This is a genomic window from Enterococcus faecium (assembly GCF_029023785.1).
GTDB lineage: Bacteria > Bacillota > Bacilli > Lactobacillales > Enterococcaceae > Enterococcus_B > Enterococcus_B faecium.
The window spans coordinates 94,990-111,188 of record NZ_CP118956.1 but is presented as its reverse complement, the minus strand read 5'-3'; the positions used below and the strand labels follow the sequence as shown (position 1 = coordinate 111,188).

13 protein-coding genes and 2 pseudogenes are annotated in these 16,199 nt (G+C 40.2%); 12 read left to right on the top strand and 3 right to left on the bottom strand.

Translation table 11 applies throughout. From position 1 onward, the window contains the following. Positions 1-9 precede the first annotated feature (9 nt). The 3 genes from PYW34_RS12885 to sstT all read left to right on the top strand — a co-directional run bounded on the left by PYW34_RS12885 (position 10) and on the right by sstT (position 4,861). Positions 10-1,782 carry an McrB family protein gene (locus PYW34_RS12885; RefSeq protein ID WP_002334628.1) on the top strand — a complete coding sequence of 591 codons (1,773 nt, stop codon included), beginning with the start codon at positions 10-12 and terminating at the stop codon, positions 1,780-1,782. Beyond that, complete coding sequence (locus PYW34_RS12880; protein WP_002299142.1) at positions 1,757-3,049, top strand: 5-methylcytosine restriction system specificity protein McrC; 1,293 nt, start codon at positions 1,757-1,759, stop codon at positions 3,047-3,049. The genes PYW34_RS12885 and PYW34_RS12880 overlap by 26 nt, the downstream gene beginning before the upstream one ends. A 597-nt stretch (positions 3,050-3,646) precedes the next feature. Next, a complete protein-coding gene (gene sstT, locus PYW34_RS12875) occupies positions 3,647-4,861 on the top strand; it encodes a serine/threonine transporter SstT (protein WP_033624411.1) in 1,215 nt (404 codons plus the stop codon). 543 nt (positions 4,862-5,404) lie between these two features. On the opposite strand, the gene PYW34_RS12870 is transcribed toward sstT, so the two are convergent. Continuing rightward, positions 5,405-6,531, bottom strand: a protein-coding gene (locus PYW34_RS12870) for an IS3 family transposase (RefSeq protein WP_115354387.1) whose coding sequence is annotated in 2 segments (ribosomal slippage) — positions 5,405-6,303 and positions 6,303-6,531 — 1,128 coding nt in all. Because the reading frame shifts where the segments join, the coding sequence is not laid out codon by codon here. Positions 6,532-6,650: 119 nt separating this feature from the next. Here PYW34_RS12870 and PYW34_RS12865 point away from each other — a divergent pair. The 3 genes and pseudogenes from PYW34_RS12865 to PYW34_RS12855 form a co-directional block, all read left to right on the top strand. Continuing rightward, positions 6,651-7,115 (top strand): PTS sugar transporter subunit IIA, encoded by a 465-nt coding sequence (locus tag PYW34_RS12865; RefSeq protein WP_002307670.1) that lies wholly within the window; start codon positions 6,651-6,653, stop codon positions 7,113-7,115. Continuing rightward, positions 7,108-7,404, top strand: coding sequence for a PTS sugar transporter subunit IIB (locus tag PYW34_RS12860; protein WP_002307675.1), 297 nt, complete (start codon positions 7,108-7,110; stop codon positions 7,402-7,404). The genes PYW34_RS12865 and PYW34_RS12860 overlap by 8 nt, the downstream gene beginning before the upstream one ends. 19 nt (positions 7,405-7,423) lie before the next feature. Then, positions 7,424-8,043 (top strand): annotated as a pseudogene (locus PYW34_RS12855) (PTS transporter subunit IIC); the annotation flags it as partial. Here the strand turns inward: PYW34_RS12855 and PYW34_RS12850 are convergent. Next, positions 8,037-8,897: pseudogene (locus tag PYW34_RS12850) on the bottom strand (MATE family efflux transporter); the annotation flags it as partial. The pseudogenes PYW34_RS12855 and PYW34_RS12850 overlap by 7 nt on opposite strands. Before the next feature lie 281 nt (positions 8,898-9,178). Here PYW34_RS12850 and PYW34_RS12845 point away from each other — a divergent pair. From PYW34_RS12845 to PYW34_RS12820, 6 genes are all read left to right on the top strand, one after another. Further along, positions 9,179-9,847, top strand: coding sequence for a 2,3-bisphosphoglycerate-dependent phosphoglycerate mutase (locus PYW34_RS12845; RefSeq protein WP_002334632.1), 669 nt, complete (start codon positions 9,179-9,181; stop codon positions 9,845-9,847). A 102-nt stretch (positions 9,848-9,949) separates the two neighbouring features. After that, complete coding sequence (locus tag PYW34_RS12840; RefSeq protein ID WP_002290085.1) at positions 9,950-10,216, top strand: ACT domain-containing protein; 267 nt, start codon at positions 9,950-9,952, stop codon at positions 10,214-10,216. A gap of 14 nt (positions 10,217-10,230) precedes the next feature. After that, positions 10,231-11,574: a PFL family protein gene (locus tag PYW34_RS12835; protein ID WP_002290081.1), complete on the top strand. Its 1,344-nt coding sequence runs from the start codon at positions 10,231-10,233 to the stop codon at positions 11,572-11,574. A gap of 18 nt (positions 11,575-11,592) precedes the next feature. Next, a complete protein-coding gene (locus PYW34_RS12830) occupies positions 11,593-12,018 on the top strand; it encodes an HAD hydrolase-like protein (RefSeq protein WP_002334633.1) in 426 nt (141 codons plus the stop codon). Between the two features lie 337 nt (positions 12,019-12,355). Continuing rightward, on the top strand, positions 12,356-13,036 hold the full coding sequence (locus tag PYW34_RS12825; RefSeq protein WP_002334634.1) for an IS6-like element IS1216 family transposase: 681 nt from the start codon (positions 12,356-12,358) through the stop codon (positions 13,034-13,036). Positions 13,037-13,077: 41 nt separating this feature from the next. Next, a complete protein-coding gene (locus PYW34_RS12820) occupies positions 13,078-13,461 on the top strand; it encodes a prealbumin-like fold domain-containing protein (protein WP_002334635.1) in 384 nt (127 codons plus the stop codon). Between the two features lie 87 nt (positions 13,462-13,548). Here the strand turns inward: PYW34_RS12820 and PYW34_RS12815 are convergent, their stop codons facing one another. After that, positions 13,549-16,074: a sigma 54-interacting transcriptional regulator gene (locus PYW34_RS12815; RefSeq protein WP_002329953.1), complete on the bottom strand. Its 2,526-nt coding sequence runs from the start codon at positions 16,072-16,074 to the stop codon at positions 13,549-13,551. Between the last annotated feature and the right edge of the window lie 125 nt (positions 16,075-16,199).

The following is a 16,199-nucleotide window of genomic DNA, read 5'->3' as shown; positions in this document are numbered from 1 at the left end:
GAAGAAAATATGAACAACAATGAAACAAAAAAAACATATGAACTAAGAATAACTGCTGATGAGATTAAATCAACAGACCCAACATTTACTATGAAGAATCTAAGCTTAGGGGATAATTATCAACCAAAAGATGCTTACTTCCGTACGGCAGAAGGCGAAATAACTAGAAGAAACTACGGTAAAAATGAACGGAAAATTTCAAATCAAACATTACCGCGATTAGCTATTCAAATGTTTGAACAATCGATTGTTTCTCTACCAGAAAGCGAAAGAGCAACATTTCCTGTGTGTCGATATCACTCAGGAGATGAGATAATACGAGGGATTTTTCCAGATGTTGACAGTTTCAAAAAAAAAAGGAAGTCCATTGAATTTTTGATTTATAAATATAATGAAGACAAGCAGATAGTCATCTATTGTTGGAGTATTTTTTCAACTTTATTATTTGTACAAGAATGTTTGAAACGTTTTGGAACATCTGGGGATGAATTTATTCTTGTTTATAAAGGGAAAGAGAAAAAGGAAATACGAGTAGGAGAGACTCAGACTATGACCAATCATTTGCTGAAATCATATGTTTCACATTTACTCAAATCTAAAAACCTTATTCTACGTGGCGCTCCTGGAACAGGGAAAACATTCCTTGCAAATGAAATGGCAGCTGATGTCGTTTCAAATGGCAGAACTACACAAATCAATGAATTGAGCGAAGATGAAAAGAGCCGAATTGGATTTGTCCAGTTTCATCCTAGCTATGATTATACTGATTTTGTCGAAGGTTTACGTCCAACTACATCCGATGATGGCGTTGTTAGTTTCACCTTGAAAGATGGAAGCTTTAAGAGCTTTGTTGAAAAAGCAAAGAAAACAAAGAAAGTAAATGGACAAGATAATTTTGAAGAAGCTTGGGCTAAATTTTTCGATGCGGTAACGGAAGCTAGTATAGAGGGAGAAGGCTACAATAAACTTAAAACATTGACAGGTAAACCAGTACGCAATCTTCTAGCCTATGAAAGAAATGAAATTCAAGGTGTTTATCCTGCTAAAACCAATACTTATCTAAACCATGACCAAATTTATAATGTCTATCGTGGATTGCCAGGTACGCCAAAAGGTGGATTTGATGCTTATCGAAAAGCGATTGTAAAACATTTAAAAGAAGAATTTGGCTTAAAAAACTACACGGCGTCAACGGTAGATTCTACGAATAACCAAAACTATGTGTTTATCATTGATGAAATTAATCGGGGCGAAATTTCCAAAATTTTTGGCGAATTATTTTTCTCAATTGATCCAGGATATCGTGGGCATAAAGAAGGTGTTTACACTCAGTATGCAAACCTCCATGAAAATCCAGAAGAAAAATTCTATATTCCTAATAATGTTTATATTATTGGGACGATGAACGACATTGACCGTTCTGTTGACACTTTTGATTTTGCTATGCGCCGGCGATTTACTTTCTTAGAAATAAAGGCAGAAGATTCAGCACAAAATATGCTGACTCAAGAGAAAACAAAAGAACTTATGACGCGTTTAAATGAGGCGATCGTTGCCAAAGAAAAAGGTGGATTGTCAACTGATTACCAAATTGGTGCTAGTTACTTTTTAAGTATCGATAATGGTGAGGAGACAATGGAACAATTATGGGATACTAAGTTATATCCATTATTGAAAGACTATTTTCGTGGTGAACATAAGGCGAAAGAAAAATTAGAAATACTAGAAAAGGTATACTCTAATGACGGTGATTTAGATGAAGCTGAAACCTCTACACGATAATCAAGAAATCAATGACTCAGTTGTGCAACATCCAATCATTACGAACTTAGTTAATCGTGACTTAAGTAGTTTAGAGAAAGAAAATTTTATTATCTTTCCGCAACAGTTAAATCAATCCAAGGATCTAAGTGAAGATAACTTGATATTTCAATCAAGAAATGGAAAAATTTGGACTTGTAATGTCGTAGGTATCCTTAGCGATTCAACAGATGAATTAAGAATTCATTCTAGATTCGCTAATCAAATGAAGCATGAAGATTTCTTTTTACGTTATATGCTTCAGCGTGTTTTGAATTACAACGTGATTAATGATCATTTTAGTGCATCTAAAAAGATGACATACTACGATTTGTTGGTATTTCTCTTTCCTTATTATCTGAATGAAGCAATGCGTAAAGGGATATACAAAGAATATGTCAAACGAGAATACAATAATGCCAATATCAAGGGAGCTGTTGATGTTGCAAAACACATCCGTTCGAATGTTCCTTTCGTTGGAAAAGTTGCTTATCGAACACGAGAGTTTAGCTATAATAATCACCTAACCCAGCTTATTCGTCATACTATTGAAAAAATCCAAAATGAGTACGATTTCTTACTTAGTGGAGATGAGGATACGAAAGAAAACGTGGTTCTAATCAAACAAACAACACCTGGTTATGCTAGATTAAATCAATTTAATATCCTTCAAGAGAATATCCTTCATCCAGTCAAACATAGTTATTACGAGGAGTATTCGGCTCTTCAACAAATCTGTATCCAAATTTTATCGGAAGAAAAATCAGGATTTGGAAGTGATAAAAATCAAATACATGGAATCATTATCGATGTGTCTTGGCTATGGGAAGAATACATTGGGAAAGTCACTGGTTGGAAACATTATGGCAGAGATAAAGGGTTAGCAACAATGCATTTATTTCAAGAGCCCAACCGGTCCCCACGATATCCAGATTTTACATTTAATAATATACCAATTGATACAAAATACAAAAAACATCTTGATACTAGAAATGACTATAATCAGTTAGTCACATATATTCATATAATGAATTTAGACCAAGCAGATACAATGAAAGGCGGCTTTCTGCAACCTACTTCCGATCCCCTTCCTGCAAATCATGGGTATAAAAAAATAGGCATATTAAGCGGGCTAGGAGGAGAAATATTCACATATCATTTTTTCATTCCGCAAGCTGCGTCAAGTTATTTGGAATTTGTAGAACAGATGAGAGAGGTAGAAGCAGCACTACAAACTACTTTTCAATAAGTAGGAATTATAGAAATTTTACTCAAAAAATCTTCATTAAAAAATCTGACTAAATAAGTTGAGAAAACAGAATATACTTCAATATCCAGTGATTTATAAATATCATTCACTCATGATACCCAGCTCCGTATCATAAATGAGGATTTTTTTGACAGTACAATGTTGTTGTAATGAGAGATGAGTAATAATGAAATAACACAAAATTAAAAATGCCCTTTGTACCCGTAGCGTTGCAGTAACAGAAAAAATCATTCAAAAAAATGGATTTATTGAAAGTCTACAAGAACAAGACTACTGATGAATTCCGCCTAGAATCTAACCTATTCTTTATTTCAAATCAATAAATCATCATTTCGTTAATTTTTTCCCCACGAACGTGGGACAAAAGTAAGAAACACTTTTGACTCATTCTTTAAAAAAGAATAAACGGTGGGAGCAGAAGCAACTCCTTCTTATTTCTCGGATTTAAACGCTTCTGTCCGATCCTCTTTAATAGTTTGAATTTTTAGAAAGTTTATCTTTTATTTCTATTTTAGAGATGTTAAAATGATGGTTAAACTATATAGGGGTGATTATTTGTTAGATAAGTTTTTGGATATGTCTTTAGTTCAACGAATTAGTTGCGGTATCATAGTTGGTATTATAGTTGGTATTTTTTTACCCTCATGGACGTTTATCACCATATTGGGGACTGTATTTGTCAGTTGCTTAAAAGCCATTGCTCCTCTCTTGGTATTTTTTCTGACGGCAGCTTCGATTGCAAAACATAAAGTTGGGAATGAAACCTATGTCAAACCTATTTTATTTTTATACTTAGGTGGAACGTTCCTCTCTGCGTTAGTTGCAGTAGTCGTTAGTTCGATTTTTACGATCCCAATCACTTTGCAAGAACAGGTCTCTGAAAAGGCGCCACAAAATATCGGCAGTGTCTTATCTACGATGTTGACTAACGTGACACAAAACCCGATCCAAGCAATCATTGAATCAAATTATTTAGGCGTTTTGTTCTGGGCCGTCTTGTTAGGGCTGGCTTTGCGTAGTCGTACGGAAACAACTAAAGAAGTCGTGGATCAAGTTTCTGTAGCCTTGTCACACGTAGTGCAGCTGATCATTGCGTTTGCACCGATCGGTATCCTAGGATTAGTTTATCAATCGATCTCAACGACAGGGTTGTCTGGCTTAGCAGAATATCTTCAACTAGTTCTGGTATTAGTAGGAACCATGTTATTTGTCGCTTTAGTTGTTTATCCGCTTCTGACTTTTTTATTTATCAAAGAAAATCCCTATCCATTGATTTTCTTTTGCTTAAAAGAAAGTGCGGTTCCCGCCTTCTTTACACGTAGTTCAGCAGCCAACATTCCTATCAATATGATGTTAGCCGAACGATTGAAATTAACGAAGGAATCCTATGCGATCTCGATTCCGTTGGGAGCGACCATCAATATGGGGGGCGCTGCTGTAACGATTACCGTGATGACATTGACGACGGTACAAACATTAGGGATCGAAGCGTCCTTTGCTTCAAAATTGATCCTTAGTCTGTTGGCAGCCATTGCTGCTTGTGGAGCTTCAGGCGTTGCGGGAGGTTCGTTGCTATTGATTCCTTTGGCTTGCAGCTTGTTTGGTATTTCGAATGAGATTGCGATGCAAGTTGTAGGGATAGGATTTATTATCGGTGTGATCCAAGATTCGGTAGAAACAGCTTTGAACTCTTCTAGTGATCTGTTATTCACAGCGATTGGGGAATTAAGCGCGCGGAAACGTAACGGAGAAGCAATCTCCTTAAAAGATTCCTTAAGTGAATCAAACTGATTGCGAATGGGTGATCATTTTTCGATGATTGGTTTTCTGAAGTGATGATTGACCGAAAATAAAAAGCTTTTATCCTAACTTCAAGTATAGGGTAAAGGTTTTTTTATTTTGAATTTATGTAGAATCAAAATGAGCGTGGGATAAAAGTAAGAAACACTTTTGTCTCATTCTTTAAAAATGAATAAACGGCGGGGGTAGAAGCAACTCCTTCTTAAATAAGCCGAAATTCACAAAAATTTGAAAAATAATTTTCGTGAATTTCGGCTTATTTCTCAGAGTGAAGCACTTCTGCCCCAGCCTTATTTTGGTTCGTTTTTTCTTTTATAGGGAAGAAAAAACGAACTGTTTTTTTTTGAGAGAAGGCTATTTTTTTATGGGTCAAACGCTCTTGGCACAGAAAATAAGAATAAATTCCCATTAGAGCACGCTTTTTGTTTTTTCACTATAAAAAAGTGAACCCAGTTTATATTGTCAAGTAAGGCGGAGGAACTTATAGTATAGTGGATTTGAGTCAATATCTTGGACACATTTTAGTAGAGACGGTTAAGCCATTTTTTCTTTTGCTAATTCTTCAAATTCCTGTGGGGTTAGATAGTGAATCGAGCTATGGATTCGATTTCGGTTATAAAATCCTTCAATGTAGCTAAATAGCGCTCGATTTGCTTCTTCAAAATCTGAGTAGCTAGTCGTGTAGACTTCTTCTTTTTTCAATGAGGCATGGAAAGATTCGATTCCAGCATTATCATAAGGTGTTCCTTTTCTACTATAAGAATGCCTTGTTTTGTTGGTTTTAAGCCATTGTTCCACTTCTCTTGCTGTGTATTGGCTGCCCAAGTCAGTGTGTAGAATCATTCCTTCTGGAATGTGATAATGTATTTTTGCTTTATTCAATGTTTGGATGACACAATCCACAGTCATTCGTTTTGAAAATGTATAACTAATAATTTTTTTCGTGTGTAAATCCATGATTGAAGATAAGTAACACCAACCATTTTTCTTAGTAGGAATGTACGTAATGTCAGCTGCCCATTTCTCACAGATCGTTTCAGTAGAAAAGTCCTGATTTAAGAGATTCTCTTTTGAAATGATCGGTTTATTAGATCTTTGAGGTCTATATTTTTTAACTACAATCGACCTTAAATTTAATTGTTTCATTAGCTTTTGGACATGTTTAAGAGATACTGAAATCCCTTCTTTTAATAAAACTTGATGGATCTTTGTGGCACCATAGCGTTGTTTATTCGTAAAAAAAATTGTTGAAATCTTCTTTTTCAACTTATTATTTCTGATTTCTGTAGCTGTCAACGGTTTATTCTTATAAAAATAATAGACACTTCTAGGGATTTCTAATAACCGACACAACAAAGAAACAGTGTAATCCTTACACCATTTTTCAATAAATTGAACAAGCGAATTTAGGTTTTCCGAGAGAATATGGCTGCGGCTTTTTTTAAGATTTCAAGTTCCTCATTTAAACGAGCATTTTCTTTTCTCAGTTCAGCTACTTCTTTTCCAGTCAGTCCTGTGGACTGATCAGGTAAATATAAATTCTTCCATTTGTAAATCGTTGCTTCAGATAAGCCATATTCTTTCGCTAACCCTCGAACAGAACGTCCAGTTTGATTCAGTTCAACAATCATTTGTTTAAAATTTTCTTCATATCGGGTCATAAAAATTCATCCTCTCGTAGATAAGTTTAATTTATTCTTGTCTCTACGAAAAGCTGTCTAAGATTTGATACTAACACCATAGACGTGCACAAGTAATAAATGAAATAGAGGCGAAATAAGTGTTAAGTAAAGTAATCAAAGATGAATATATTCAACTAGATGTTCAGGCAAATAACTTTGAAGAAGCAATAAGAAAAGCTTTGCAACCTTTCTTAGAAGCAGATGTAGTAACTGAAAAATATGTCGAAACAATTTTGAAGATTTACGAAGAGACCGGTCCATATATCGTTATTACTGAAAATATTGCTTTACCTCATGCAACGGTGGAAAGTGGAGCAAAAGATGTAGCTATTGGATTTATGCGATTGAAGACCCCAGTTACTTCAGGTCATCGCACCAATGATCCAGTTAAATATCTTTTTCCATTAAGCGCCAAGAATAACCAAGCGCATATTGAATTGCTATCAGAATTGGCAAATTTATTAGGAAATCCAGATTTTCTAAAATTTATCAAAGTCGTTTCATCTAGAGAAGAATTTAAAAACTATATTGAAAAAGCAGAAGGAGAGAATAAACATGAATAGTCATAAAGCTTTAGTAGCTTGCCGTGCAGGAGTAGGATCAAGTTTGATGCTAAAGATCAAAGTCAATGAAGTTGTTAAAGAAAATAACTTTCCGTTAGAAGTAGAACATTCATCTTTAGATGGTGTGCCAGGTTTTCAAGGAGATATGATCATTACTTTGCCTGATGTAGCGAATGAATTAATAGAAAAAAATTTACCACAGAAGATTGTTGGCATTGCGAATATTGTGGATAAGAATGAAATTAAGATAAAACTTGAAGAAGCATTTATTGAGTTAGAAAAACAGTAGTTAGAAAGGAAGGCTGAAAATGGATTTTATTATTAGCTTCTTAAGTACGCCCGCAGTACTATTAGGGCTTGTGGCTATGATAGGCTTATTAGCACAAAAAAAGTCTGGAACAGAAGTCTTGACTGGAACCTCTAAGACAATTATTGGATTTTTGATCTTTAATGCAGGTGGCACGATCATGACAGGGCTTTGCAGAACTTCAATACGTTGTTCCAAACCGGATTTCATATCAAGGGAGTTGTTGCTTTTCCTGAAGCAGCGACAGCATTAGCGCAGACAGAATTTGTGTTTGTTACGAGTAGTACGCTGATTTTGGGATTTATCATGAACTTAGCAATTGCTAGGATTACTCCTTTCAAAAATATCTTTTTTACGACTGGTCATAGTTTGTTCTTTGCGTGTGTGTTATCTTTGATTTTGAAAGCGCATAACTTCTCGGATGTAGCCGCAATTATCGTTGGTGGATTATTACTTGGCTTCTTCTCCGCAGCATTGCCTCAATTATGTCAGCCCTTCATGCGTAAGATTACAGGAAGTGATGCAACTGCTATTGGCCATTTTAATATGGTTGGCTATGCACTGTCTGGTTATATTGGCAAGCTATTTAGTAAATATAAAGACCGCACAACCGAAGACATCATTGGCTGAGTGGCAAATTGGTCGATCCTTCCCGCGGCAGCTTGAGCCGCTACGACATCTGTTCCCAAACTATTTAGAGCAGACTGCAATACCACCGCTCCAATAGCGATGATGGATGATTGGAAAGCCATAGGCAAGCCCGCATTTAAATGAGTGAAAATAGTGTCTTTATCTATTTTGAAATCACTTTTAGAGACTTGCAGCAACGGGATTTTCCGTTTGATATAGATGACACACATCAAACTTGCGGAAATTTGCGCGATAACTGTCGCATACCCAGCCCCAGCGATCCCCATGTGGAAATTGATAATAAACACCAAATCCAAAATCACATTGATGATCACAGCGAAAATCAAAAAGAACAAAGGTGTTCGGCTATCTCCTAGCGCTCGAATCATATTTGAAAGAAGATTGAACGCCATTGAGGCAAACATACCGCCTAAGATCACGGAGATAAATTCCTGTGCTTGTTGGATAATCTCCGGCGGTGTCTGCATCAGCAATAATAACGGACGTAAAAATACTAAACTCAAAACAGTCAAAATAGCAGTTACTGTGAAACTAATTATAATAGCAACAGCAAAACTTTTCTTTACACCGCGAAAATCCTGAGCGCCGAAACGTTGCGCCGTGATGATAGATAATCCAGCGGTCAAACCTTGAGCAAAACCAATGATCAAAAATGTGATACTTCCTGTCGCGCCGACTGCTGCCAATGCCTCTTTACCGATCGTTTGCCCAACAATGATCATATCTACCATATTATAGAACTGTTGGAAAATATTCCCCACGAGTAATGGAATGGTAAATAAAAAAATCAACTTTGCTGGGGTGCCTGTAGTTAGGTCTCTCATGATAACTCCTCAATTTTTTTCAGAATATTTGCAAATTACATATTACCATAGTTTAATAGAACCACAAATAGCTGATTTATACAAAAAATACAGCAAAAAAAGAGCAATTTGTTAATGCTTACAAAAAAGATGCTTGATAGCATAAACTCAGTTCTTTAGATTTTTTAAAATCAATTGGTACAGCTTTAAGAAAATTTTATGAAAAAGATGAAAAAGATGTCAACTGCAAATGACATTTCTCAAAGAAACTGGGATAATAAAGGAAGAGAGGTAGAAGACATATGGATGTAGTACTGATGCGGCACGGGGAAAGTGAAGCAAATTTTGAAAATTATTGGACGGGATGGCTGGATGTTTCTCTGACAGAAAAAGGACAGGAACAGGCTCGTAAGGCAGGGGAAAAAATCAAAAACGCGCAGATCGAGTTTGACGCTGCATTTACGTCAGTATTGAAGCGGGCATCATTGACTTGCCAGATCATCTTAGAAGAAAGCGATCAGTTATGGATACCGACATTTAAAACCTGGCGTCTGAACGAGCGGCATTATGGCGCTTTAGTAGGGAAAAATAAGGATGAAATGGCACGAGAATTCGGGGCAGATCAAGTCAAACGCTGGCGTCGAGATTATTATGAAATGCCTCCATTAGTAGAAGAAAACCATTTTGATCGCCGTTACGCACAATTGGCAGATCAAGACATTCCTCATGGAGAAAATCTGCAAATGACGGTCCAGCGGGTCGCGCCATTATGGCAAGATGAGATCGCGCCGCTGTTGGGTTCGGGTAAGAATGTTTTGATTACCGGACATGGCAACAGTCTGCGGGCACTGGTGAAATATTTGGAGGATGTACCGGAAGACCAAATGGATACCATTGATATTCCCAATGCGCAGCCGATCCACTACCGCTTTGATAAGAACTTGCAGATCGTCAATAAATCGATCCTCTAAAGACGAATATTGGCTGAAGGAAATAGCCCTTTGTTTCAGAATTTTTCATAAAACTATCATAAATTATGGTATACTATTGAAAAAATTGGAGGAATAAGAATAATGAAAGCTATTTTAACGGTGGTCGGGAAGGACAAGGTTGGGATCATTGCCGGTGTCAGCCAGAAGTTGGCAGAATTGAATATCAATATTCTAGATGTATCTCAAACGATCATGGAAGATTATTTTACCATGATGATGATGTTGCAAATGCAACCAGAGGCTGATTTAGAAGCGATCAAGCAAGCATTGAGTCAAGTTGAAAACACGTTGGGCGTCAAAATCAGCATTCAAAATGAAGAGATCTTCAATGCGATGCATAAACTATAATTCGGAGGGAAATGATGGAAACAAAACAAATTCTTGAAACGATCCGGATGGTAGAAGAAGAAAATCTTGATATCCGGACGATCACAATGGGTATTTCATTGTTGGACTGTATCGATGCCAGCACAGAAAAGACTTGTCAAAATATCTATAATAAAATCACCAGCAAAGCGAAAAATCTTGTAAAAGTCGGTGACGAGATCGCCAGTGAATTTGGGATCCCCATCATCAACAAGCGGATCTCGGTAACGCCGATCGCAATCGTTGCTTCCGCAAGCGGCGGGCAAGACTGTGTTGCTTTTGCGCGAGTTTTGGACAAAGCCGCAAAAGCGGTGGGGATCAATTTTATCGGCGGGTATAGCGCATTAGTTGAAAAAGGCTATCAAGGAGCGGACCTGTCCTTGATCCAATCGATTCCGGAAGCCTTGGCAGAAACAGAATTTGTCTGTTCTTCTGTCAATATTGGTTCGACACGGGCAGGGATCAATATGGACGCTGTCAAATTGATGGGTGAAACCATCAAACAAACCGCCGAAGCTTCAGATATGGGCTGTGCGAAGTTGGTAGTCTTTGCGAATGCGGTGGAAGACAATCCTTTCATGGCGGGAGCATTCCACGGGGTCGGTGAAGCAGATTGCGAGATCAATGTCGGTGTCAGCGGACCGGGCGTAGTAAAACGCGCTCTGGAAAAGGTCAAAGGCGAATCTTTCGATGTGGTTGCTGAAACAGTTAAGAAGACGGCATTTAAAATCACGCGGATGGGACAATTAGTCGGTCAAATCGCTTCTGAGCGATTGCACGTACCCTTTGGTATTGTGGATCTGTCATTAGCTCCTACTCCGGCAGTTGGTGATAGTGTCGCGTTGATCTTGGAAGAAATGGGCTTGGAATCTGTCGGCACACACGGTACAACTGCCGCACTGGCTTTATTGAACGATGCTGTGAAAAAAGGCGGCGTGATGGCCTGCAACCATGTGGGAGGCTTATCAGGCGCATTCATTCCGGTTTCTGAAGATGCAGGTATGATCAAAGCCGTAGAAGAAGGCTATCTGAATCTGGAGAAATTAGAAGCGATGACCGCCATTTGTTCAGTGGGTCTGGACATGATCGCGATCCCAGGAGATACACCAGCGGAGACGATTGCGGCGATGATCGCTGATGAAGCTGCGATCGGTGTCATCAATCATAAAACAACGGCGGTGCGGATCATCCCCGCTAAAGATAAAAAAGTCGGCGATTCTGTCGAATTCGGCGGTTTGCTGGGGACTGCTCCAGTCATGCGGACGAATTCGGCGAAATCGACGGACTTTATCCAACGAGGCGGGCGGATCCCGGCACCAATCCATTCATTTAAAAATTAGGAAGATAGTGAGAAAATAATGTTTGATTCATATATATGGGATTTTGACGGGACGTTGTTCGATACGTATCCGATCATGCTTGACAGCATGATGAAAGCTTTAGAAGATCGGCAAGTAGTTGCTGATCCAAAAGCTGTTTATCGATTATTGAAAGAAAAATCTTCAAAAGCATTGACTGAAAAATATCATTTGGACTTTCGAGAATTCTCAGATGATTTCCATCAATACGAAACGCTTGATACACGCCAACCTGTCACATTTGATCATGTGTATGACACATTGACGCAATTGAAACAACAAGGATCTAAACATTATATCTTGACTCATCGTACGATCGCTTCGACTCGCGAATTGTTAGTAAAAGAAGGAATGTTAGAATTTTTTGAAGAAAACGCTAGGCGCCTGGCACTCATCTTCCTCCCTCTCCCTACAGCCCTCAGTTGAACCTAATGGAAGGCGTTTGGAAGTGGCTCAAGGAATCGGTCATCAACAATGTTTTTTTTGACCACGTCCAGAAAATCAAACAGTCGGTCCGCGGTTTCTTAGCCGATGTAAACGAGCGTCCCCTTGAGGTGATTGACCGACTGTGCGTGCGGATGTAAAGTATTTAATTCAACCTATATAAGTAATAATTTGTCTTTTGATGATATCTTATCGTAATGAGATATCTGAGGACCGCTCAATCATCAAAAGTCGTCCCTCTAAATGGTTCTGTTGCAAAGTTTTAAATCTACTATCAAATAAGGTAGAATAATAGAAAAAGATAGCAGGAGGAATGACGATGAATCATTTTAAAGGAAAGCAATTTCAGCAGGATGTGATTATTGTAGCCGTGGGCTACTATCTTCGTTATAACCTTAGCTATCGTGAAGTTCAAGAAATCTTATATGATCGTGGCATTAACGTTTCTCATACGACGATTTATCGTTGGGTGCAAGAATATGGCAAACTACTCTATCAAATTTGGAAAAAGAAAAATAAAAAATCCTTTTATTCATGGAAAATGGATGAAACGTACATCAAAATTAAAGGAAAATGGCATTATTTGTATCGAGCCATCGATGCAGATGGTTTAACCTTGGATATTTGGTTACGTAAAAAACGGGACACACAAGCAGCCTATGCTTTTCTTAAGCGGTTAGTGAAGCAGTTTGATGAACCGAAGGTTGTAGTCACAGATAAAGCCCCCTCTATTACAAGTGCCTTTAAGAAACTAAAAGAATACGGCTTTTATCAAGGGACAGAACATCGTACCATTAAATACCTGAATAATTTGATTGAACAAGACCATCGTCCAGTAAAGAGACGCAATAAATTCTATCGAAGTTTACGCAATGCCTCTACCACGATTAAAGGCATGGAAGCCATCCGAGGATTATATAAGAAAACCCGAAAAGAAGGCACTCTCTTCGGGTTTTCGGTCTGTACTGAAATCAAGGTATTATTGGGAATCCCAGCTTAAATCATAGATACCGTAAGGAATTTTATTCTTTATTTAAAACTTTGCAACAGAACCATATCAGTAATGAAGATGGCGGCGAGATTGCGTTTGAAGGATTAGAAGATGGCGACTACCTGTTGATGGAAACGAAAGCATTACCAGGGTATCAGCTGCCGTCGGGGTATTGGATCATTTCTGTCAATAATTCAGAGGAACTGCCGGTGGATAAAATCGCTATCCAAGGGTATGGCACCCACGCCCCACCGGCCTTTTACAGAGATAGCAGAAGTGCCCTGCATCTACCGAACTTTAACCAGTATACGCTGCCGGCTGCCGGTGGCAAAGGCATGATCGCCAGTATCATCTTAGGGATCATGGTGATGGGTTGCGGCGTACTCTACTACCTGCATCCGAAGACGAGAAGAAAAAGCTCACAAAGTAACTAGTAGAAAGAGACCGCCACGGTCAACTGTCGATGAAGACAGGAGTCGTGGCGGTCTTTTATAGCGTTCAAAAGGAGTTGCTTAGGTCAACTACCCACCCAAAATCTCATACAACACATACAGCTCCCAATCAGAAATCGTGATCCGGTAAAACTGCTCCAGATTATACAAAATCGTTTTGATATTCGCTTCGAAAGGTTTGTCGTTGAGCTTAAGGCTGCTGAGTTCTTCCGGTAGCGGGTAATCGGCACCGCCGAGAATAGTACGTTCCACCATCAAGGCCAGGTGCATCGTCAAGTTGAATTTCATCTTGGCATTCAGCTGCAGACCGAAGCGGCGTTCACACTTGTCGGTGGTGTCTTCCACCTGACGAATGATCACGTCAGGGTTGAGAAATTCCAGTTTCTCCGAAAGGCCTTCTTTGGAGAAGAAGTGGATGAATTCATTCAGCATCGGTTTGACGTTGTTGGGATGGATCAAGTGATGGAAGGACTGCTCCAATTGTTGTTCAGCATTGTCATCCAGCACGTCCAACAGATTCAATGTTGGTACAGCGACGTCGGTATCCAAGTAGGAAGTGGTCAGGATCAAGGAAGTCTCCTTCAAGTATTCCGTTTCGTCGGCGGCGCGGTCGATGGCGGCGCTGAGTTCGTTGTAATTCAGAATGATCAGCTTGATATCCGGCTTCACGTATTGTTGGCAGATGCCCCGCAGTTTCTTGGAAACGTCCCGGCCGGAAATGCTGGAGATGATGATGTTTTTCTCCACGGAGAAGCCTTCAAAATATTGGACGTTGGTGACGAAGTTTTCTTCCGCTGCCTTGGCGATGGTGTGGAAACGGCTGCCGTTCAACAGCTGTTGGCCGATCTCCAAAGCGAAGGAGGTGGTGAGGTTGTTGATTACCAAAAGTTCTCCCAGAATCTGGGGCTTCAAGCTCTTGTAAAGCTGGGTCAGAGAGCCCATATCCACCAGCATGATCACGCCGTCACCGGTCTCCCGTTCCGAGAGCCAGTTCTTCACCTGAGCCACGATATCATGGACCGAGGAGGTGAGGGGCATATTGATGGCGTCGAAAAGGTACTCGCCGCACATTTTGTTGGCGACCCCTTGGATACTGGAGGCGGTGCGCTCCCCGTGAGCCACCAAGAGGGCGTGATAGCGGATCTCTTCATTGACAGAACCTATGAGTAGGATCGCCAACAAGCATTTGGCTGCCGGAATCAGCTCCAAAGGCAGTTCTTTGGTCAATAATTGAGCCAAGTGATAGGTTCGGGGCTGTTCCTTCAATAAGCGATACTGAAGGTTTTCCCAGAGGGTCATCGGCAGTTGATTCTTGGTAAAGTCCAAGAAACAGCTGACGGTGGCGGTGGCTTCCTCCGTCAAGGGCAGATCCCCTAGTACGCGTCGATTTTGCTCTTGGATGCTAGCGGTCACTCGTTCCCCCAAGGCCGTGGTGCAGACACTGCCTGCTTCATGGCGTAAGTGATGATGAAGGCTCGCCAGCTCCTCTTGAATCTGGAGCAGCGTTTGGTCGCTAGCTAACAGTTGTTGAAGCTGGACTTGTTGGGTTTGCAGGTCATCAGGAGCAAAGGCCTCGTTGATCTGGTCGAAATGCAGCTCCAAGGAGGGGCGTTCGTTGCCTAAAATGAGCGCAATGGTCTCCGCTGTCGGATTCTTTTGTAAAGCGCCGGCACAATACATGCGGATCTCGTTAGCCAGACTGCCGACATTGCCGGGATAGGCCCGCTCGCTAAGGTAGTCCAATAATTCCTGACTGATGGCCAAGTCCCGCTTGATCCGTTTGGCTTCTTGCAGGAAAAGATACTTGATCAGCTCAAAGCGCTCATAGATCGGTCGTTCATGGAAAGAAGGCAGATCTATGATCACAGAGATTCGGCGATAAAAGGTGGGCAGCAGAACTTCCTCCGGTGTTTCGGTGGTGGCGAATAAAAGGCGGACTTGGGAATGTTGGAGTTTCTCGTCTTCACCGATAGGACGGAAATTGCCGCTATCCATAAATTGGAAAAGTTTTTCTTGGTTTTCCTTTGATAGGCGGTGGACTTCATCTAAGAAGAGGACGCCTTGATCCGCTTGCGCCAGCAGACCTTTCCGCTCGCCTTCAGCGCCGGTAAAGGCCCCTTTGGTGTGACCAAAAAGAATCGACGACAGCAGCTCCGGGTTGTTGGCATAATCGGCACAGTTGAAGACGAAAAATTTCTCTGCTCCTTTGGCGTTGTTTTGTTTCAAGTAGTCATAGATCAGCTTGGCTAAGAAGCTCTTGCCCACGCCGCTGGGGCCATGGATCAGTAAAGGCAGACCTAACGGCGGATACATCACAGCGGCGATACATTTTTTGATGGCTTCCCGGGCGCTGCCTTGACTGCCGATAAAGGCTTTGAAGACGTCATCAGTAGTCTCGGAGGCAGCGCTGGCGGGCAACCAATAGACGGGCTTCGTGCCGGTCTGTTTGACAGTGCCCTCTTGTAAGAGCTCGTTTAAGTAGAGACTGGTGGCGGAGCGGCTTAAGTCGATCTGTTGGGCGACTTCAGCGGTGGTCAGTCCGGTTTCGTTATTGGATAAAACAGCTAATAATTGCTGGCGAGTTTCTATTTTCATATTGCTCACTCCCTTATGGTTTTCTCCCTACTCTAAACATACCGTAAAAGCGGGTATTCGTCATGTTTCAAGGTGATTCCGGTCAATATTGGAAAAAATGAAAGAAATGACGAAGTATCCCTGCC

Excerpts from the sequence above, each read along its gene's own strand:
- PYW34_RS12885 (WP_002334628.1), top strand. The coding sequence starts at position 10 with ATGAACAACAATGAAACAAAAAAAACATATGAACTAAGAATAACTGCT.
- PYW34_RS12880 (WP_002299142.1), top strand. The coding sequence starts at position 1,757 with ATGAAGCTGAAACCTCTACACGATAATCAAGAAATCAATGACTCAGTT.
- sstT (WP_033624411.1), top strand. The coding sequence starts at position 3,647 with ATGTCTTTAGTTCAACGAATTAGTTGCGGTATCATAGTTGGTATTATA.
- PYW34_RS12860 (WP_002307675.1), top strand. The coding sequence starts at position 7,108 with ATGAATAGTCATAAAGCTTTAGTAGCTTGCCGTGCAGGAGTAGGATCA.
- PYW34_RS12845 (WP_002334632.1), top strand. The coding sequence starts at position 9,179 with ATGGATGTAGTACTGATGCGGCACGGGGAAAGTGAAGCAAATTTTGAA.
- PYW34_RS12840 (WP_002290085.1), top strand. The coding sequence starts at position 9,950 with ATGAAAGCTATTTTAACGGTGGTCGGGAAGGACAAGGTTGGGATCATT.
- PYW34_RS12835 (WP_002290081.1), top strand. The coding sequence starts at position 10,231 with ATGGAAACAAAACAAATTCTTGAAACGATCCGGATGGTAGAAGAAGAA.
- PYW34_RS12830 (WP_002334633.1), top strand. The coding sequence starts at position 11,593 with ATGTTTGATTCATATATATGGGATTTTGACGGGACGTTGTTCGATACG.
- PYW34_RS12825 (WP_002334634.1), top strand. The coding sequence starts at position 12,356 with ATGAATCATTTTAAAGGAAAGCAATTTCAGCAGGATGTGATTATTGTA.
- PYW34_RS12815 (WP_002329953.1), bottom strand. The coding sequence starts at position 16,074 with ATGAAAATAGAAACTCGCCAGCAATTATTAGCTGTTTTATCCAATAAC.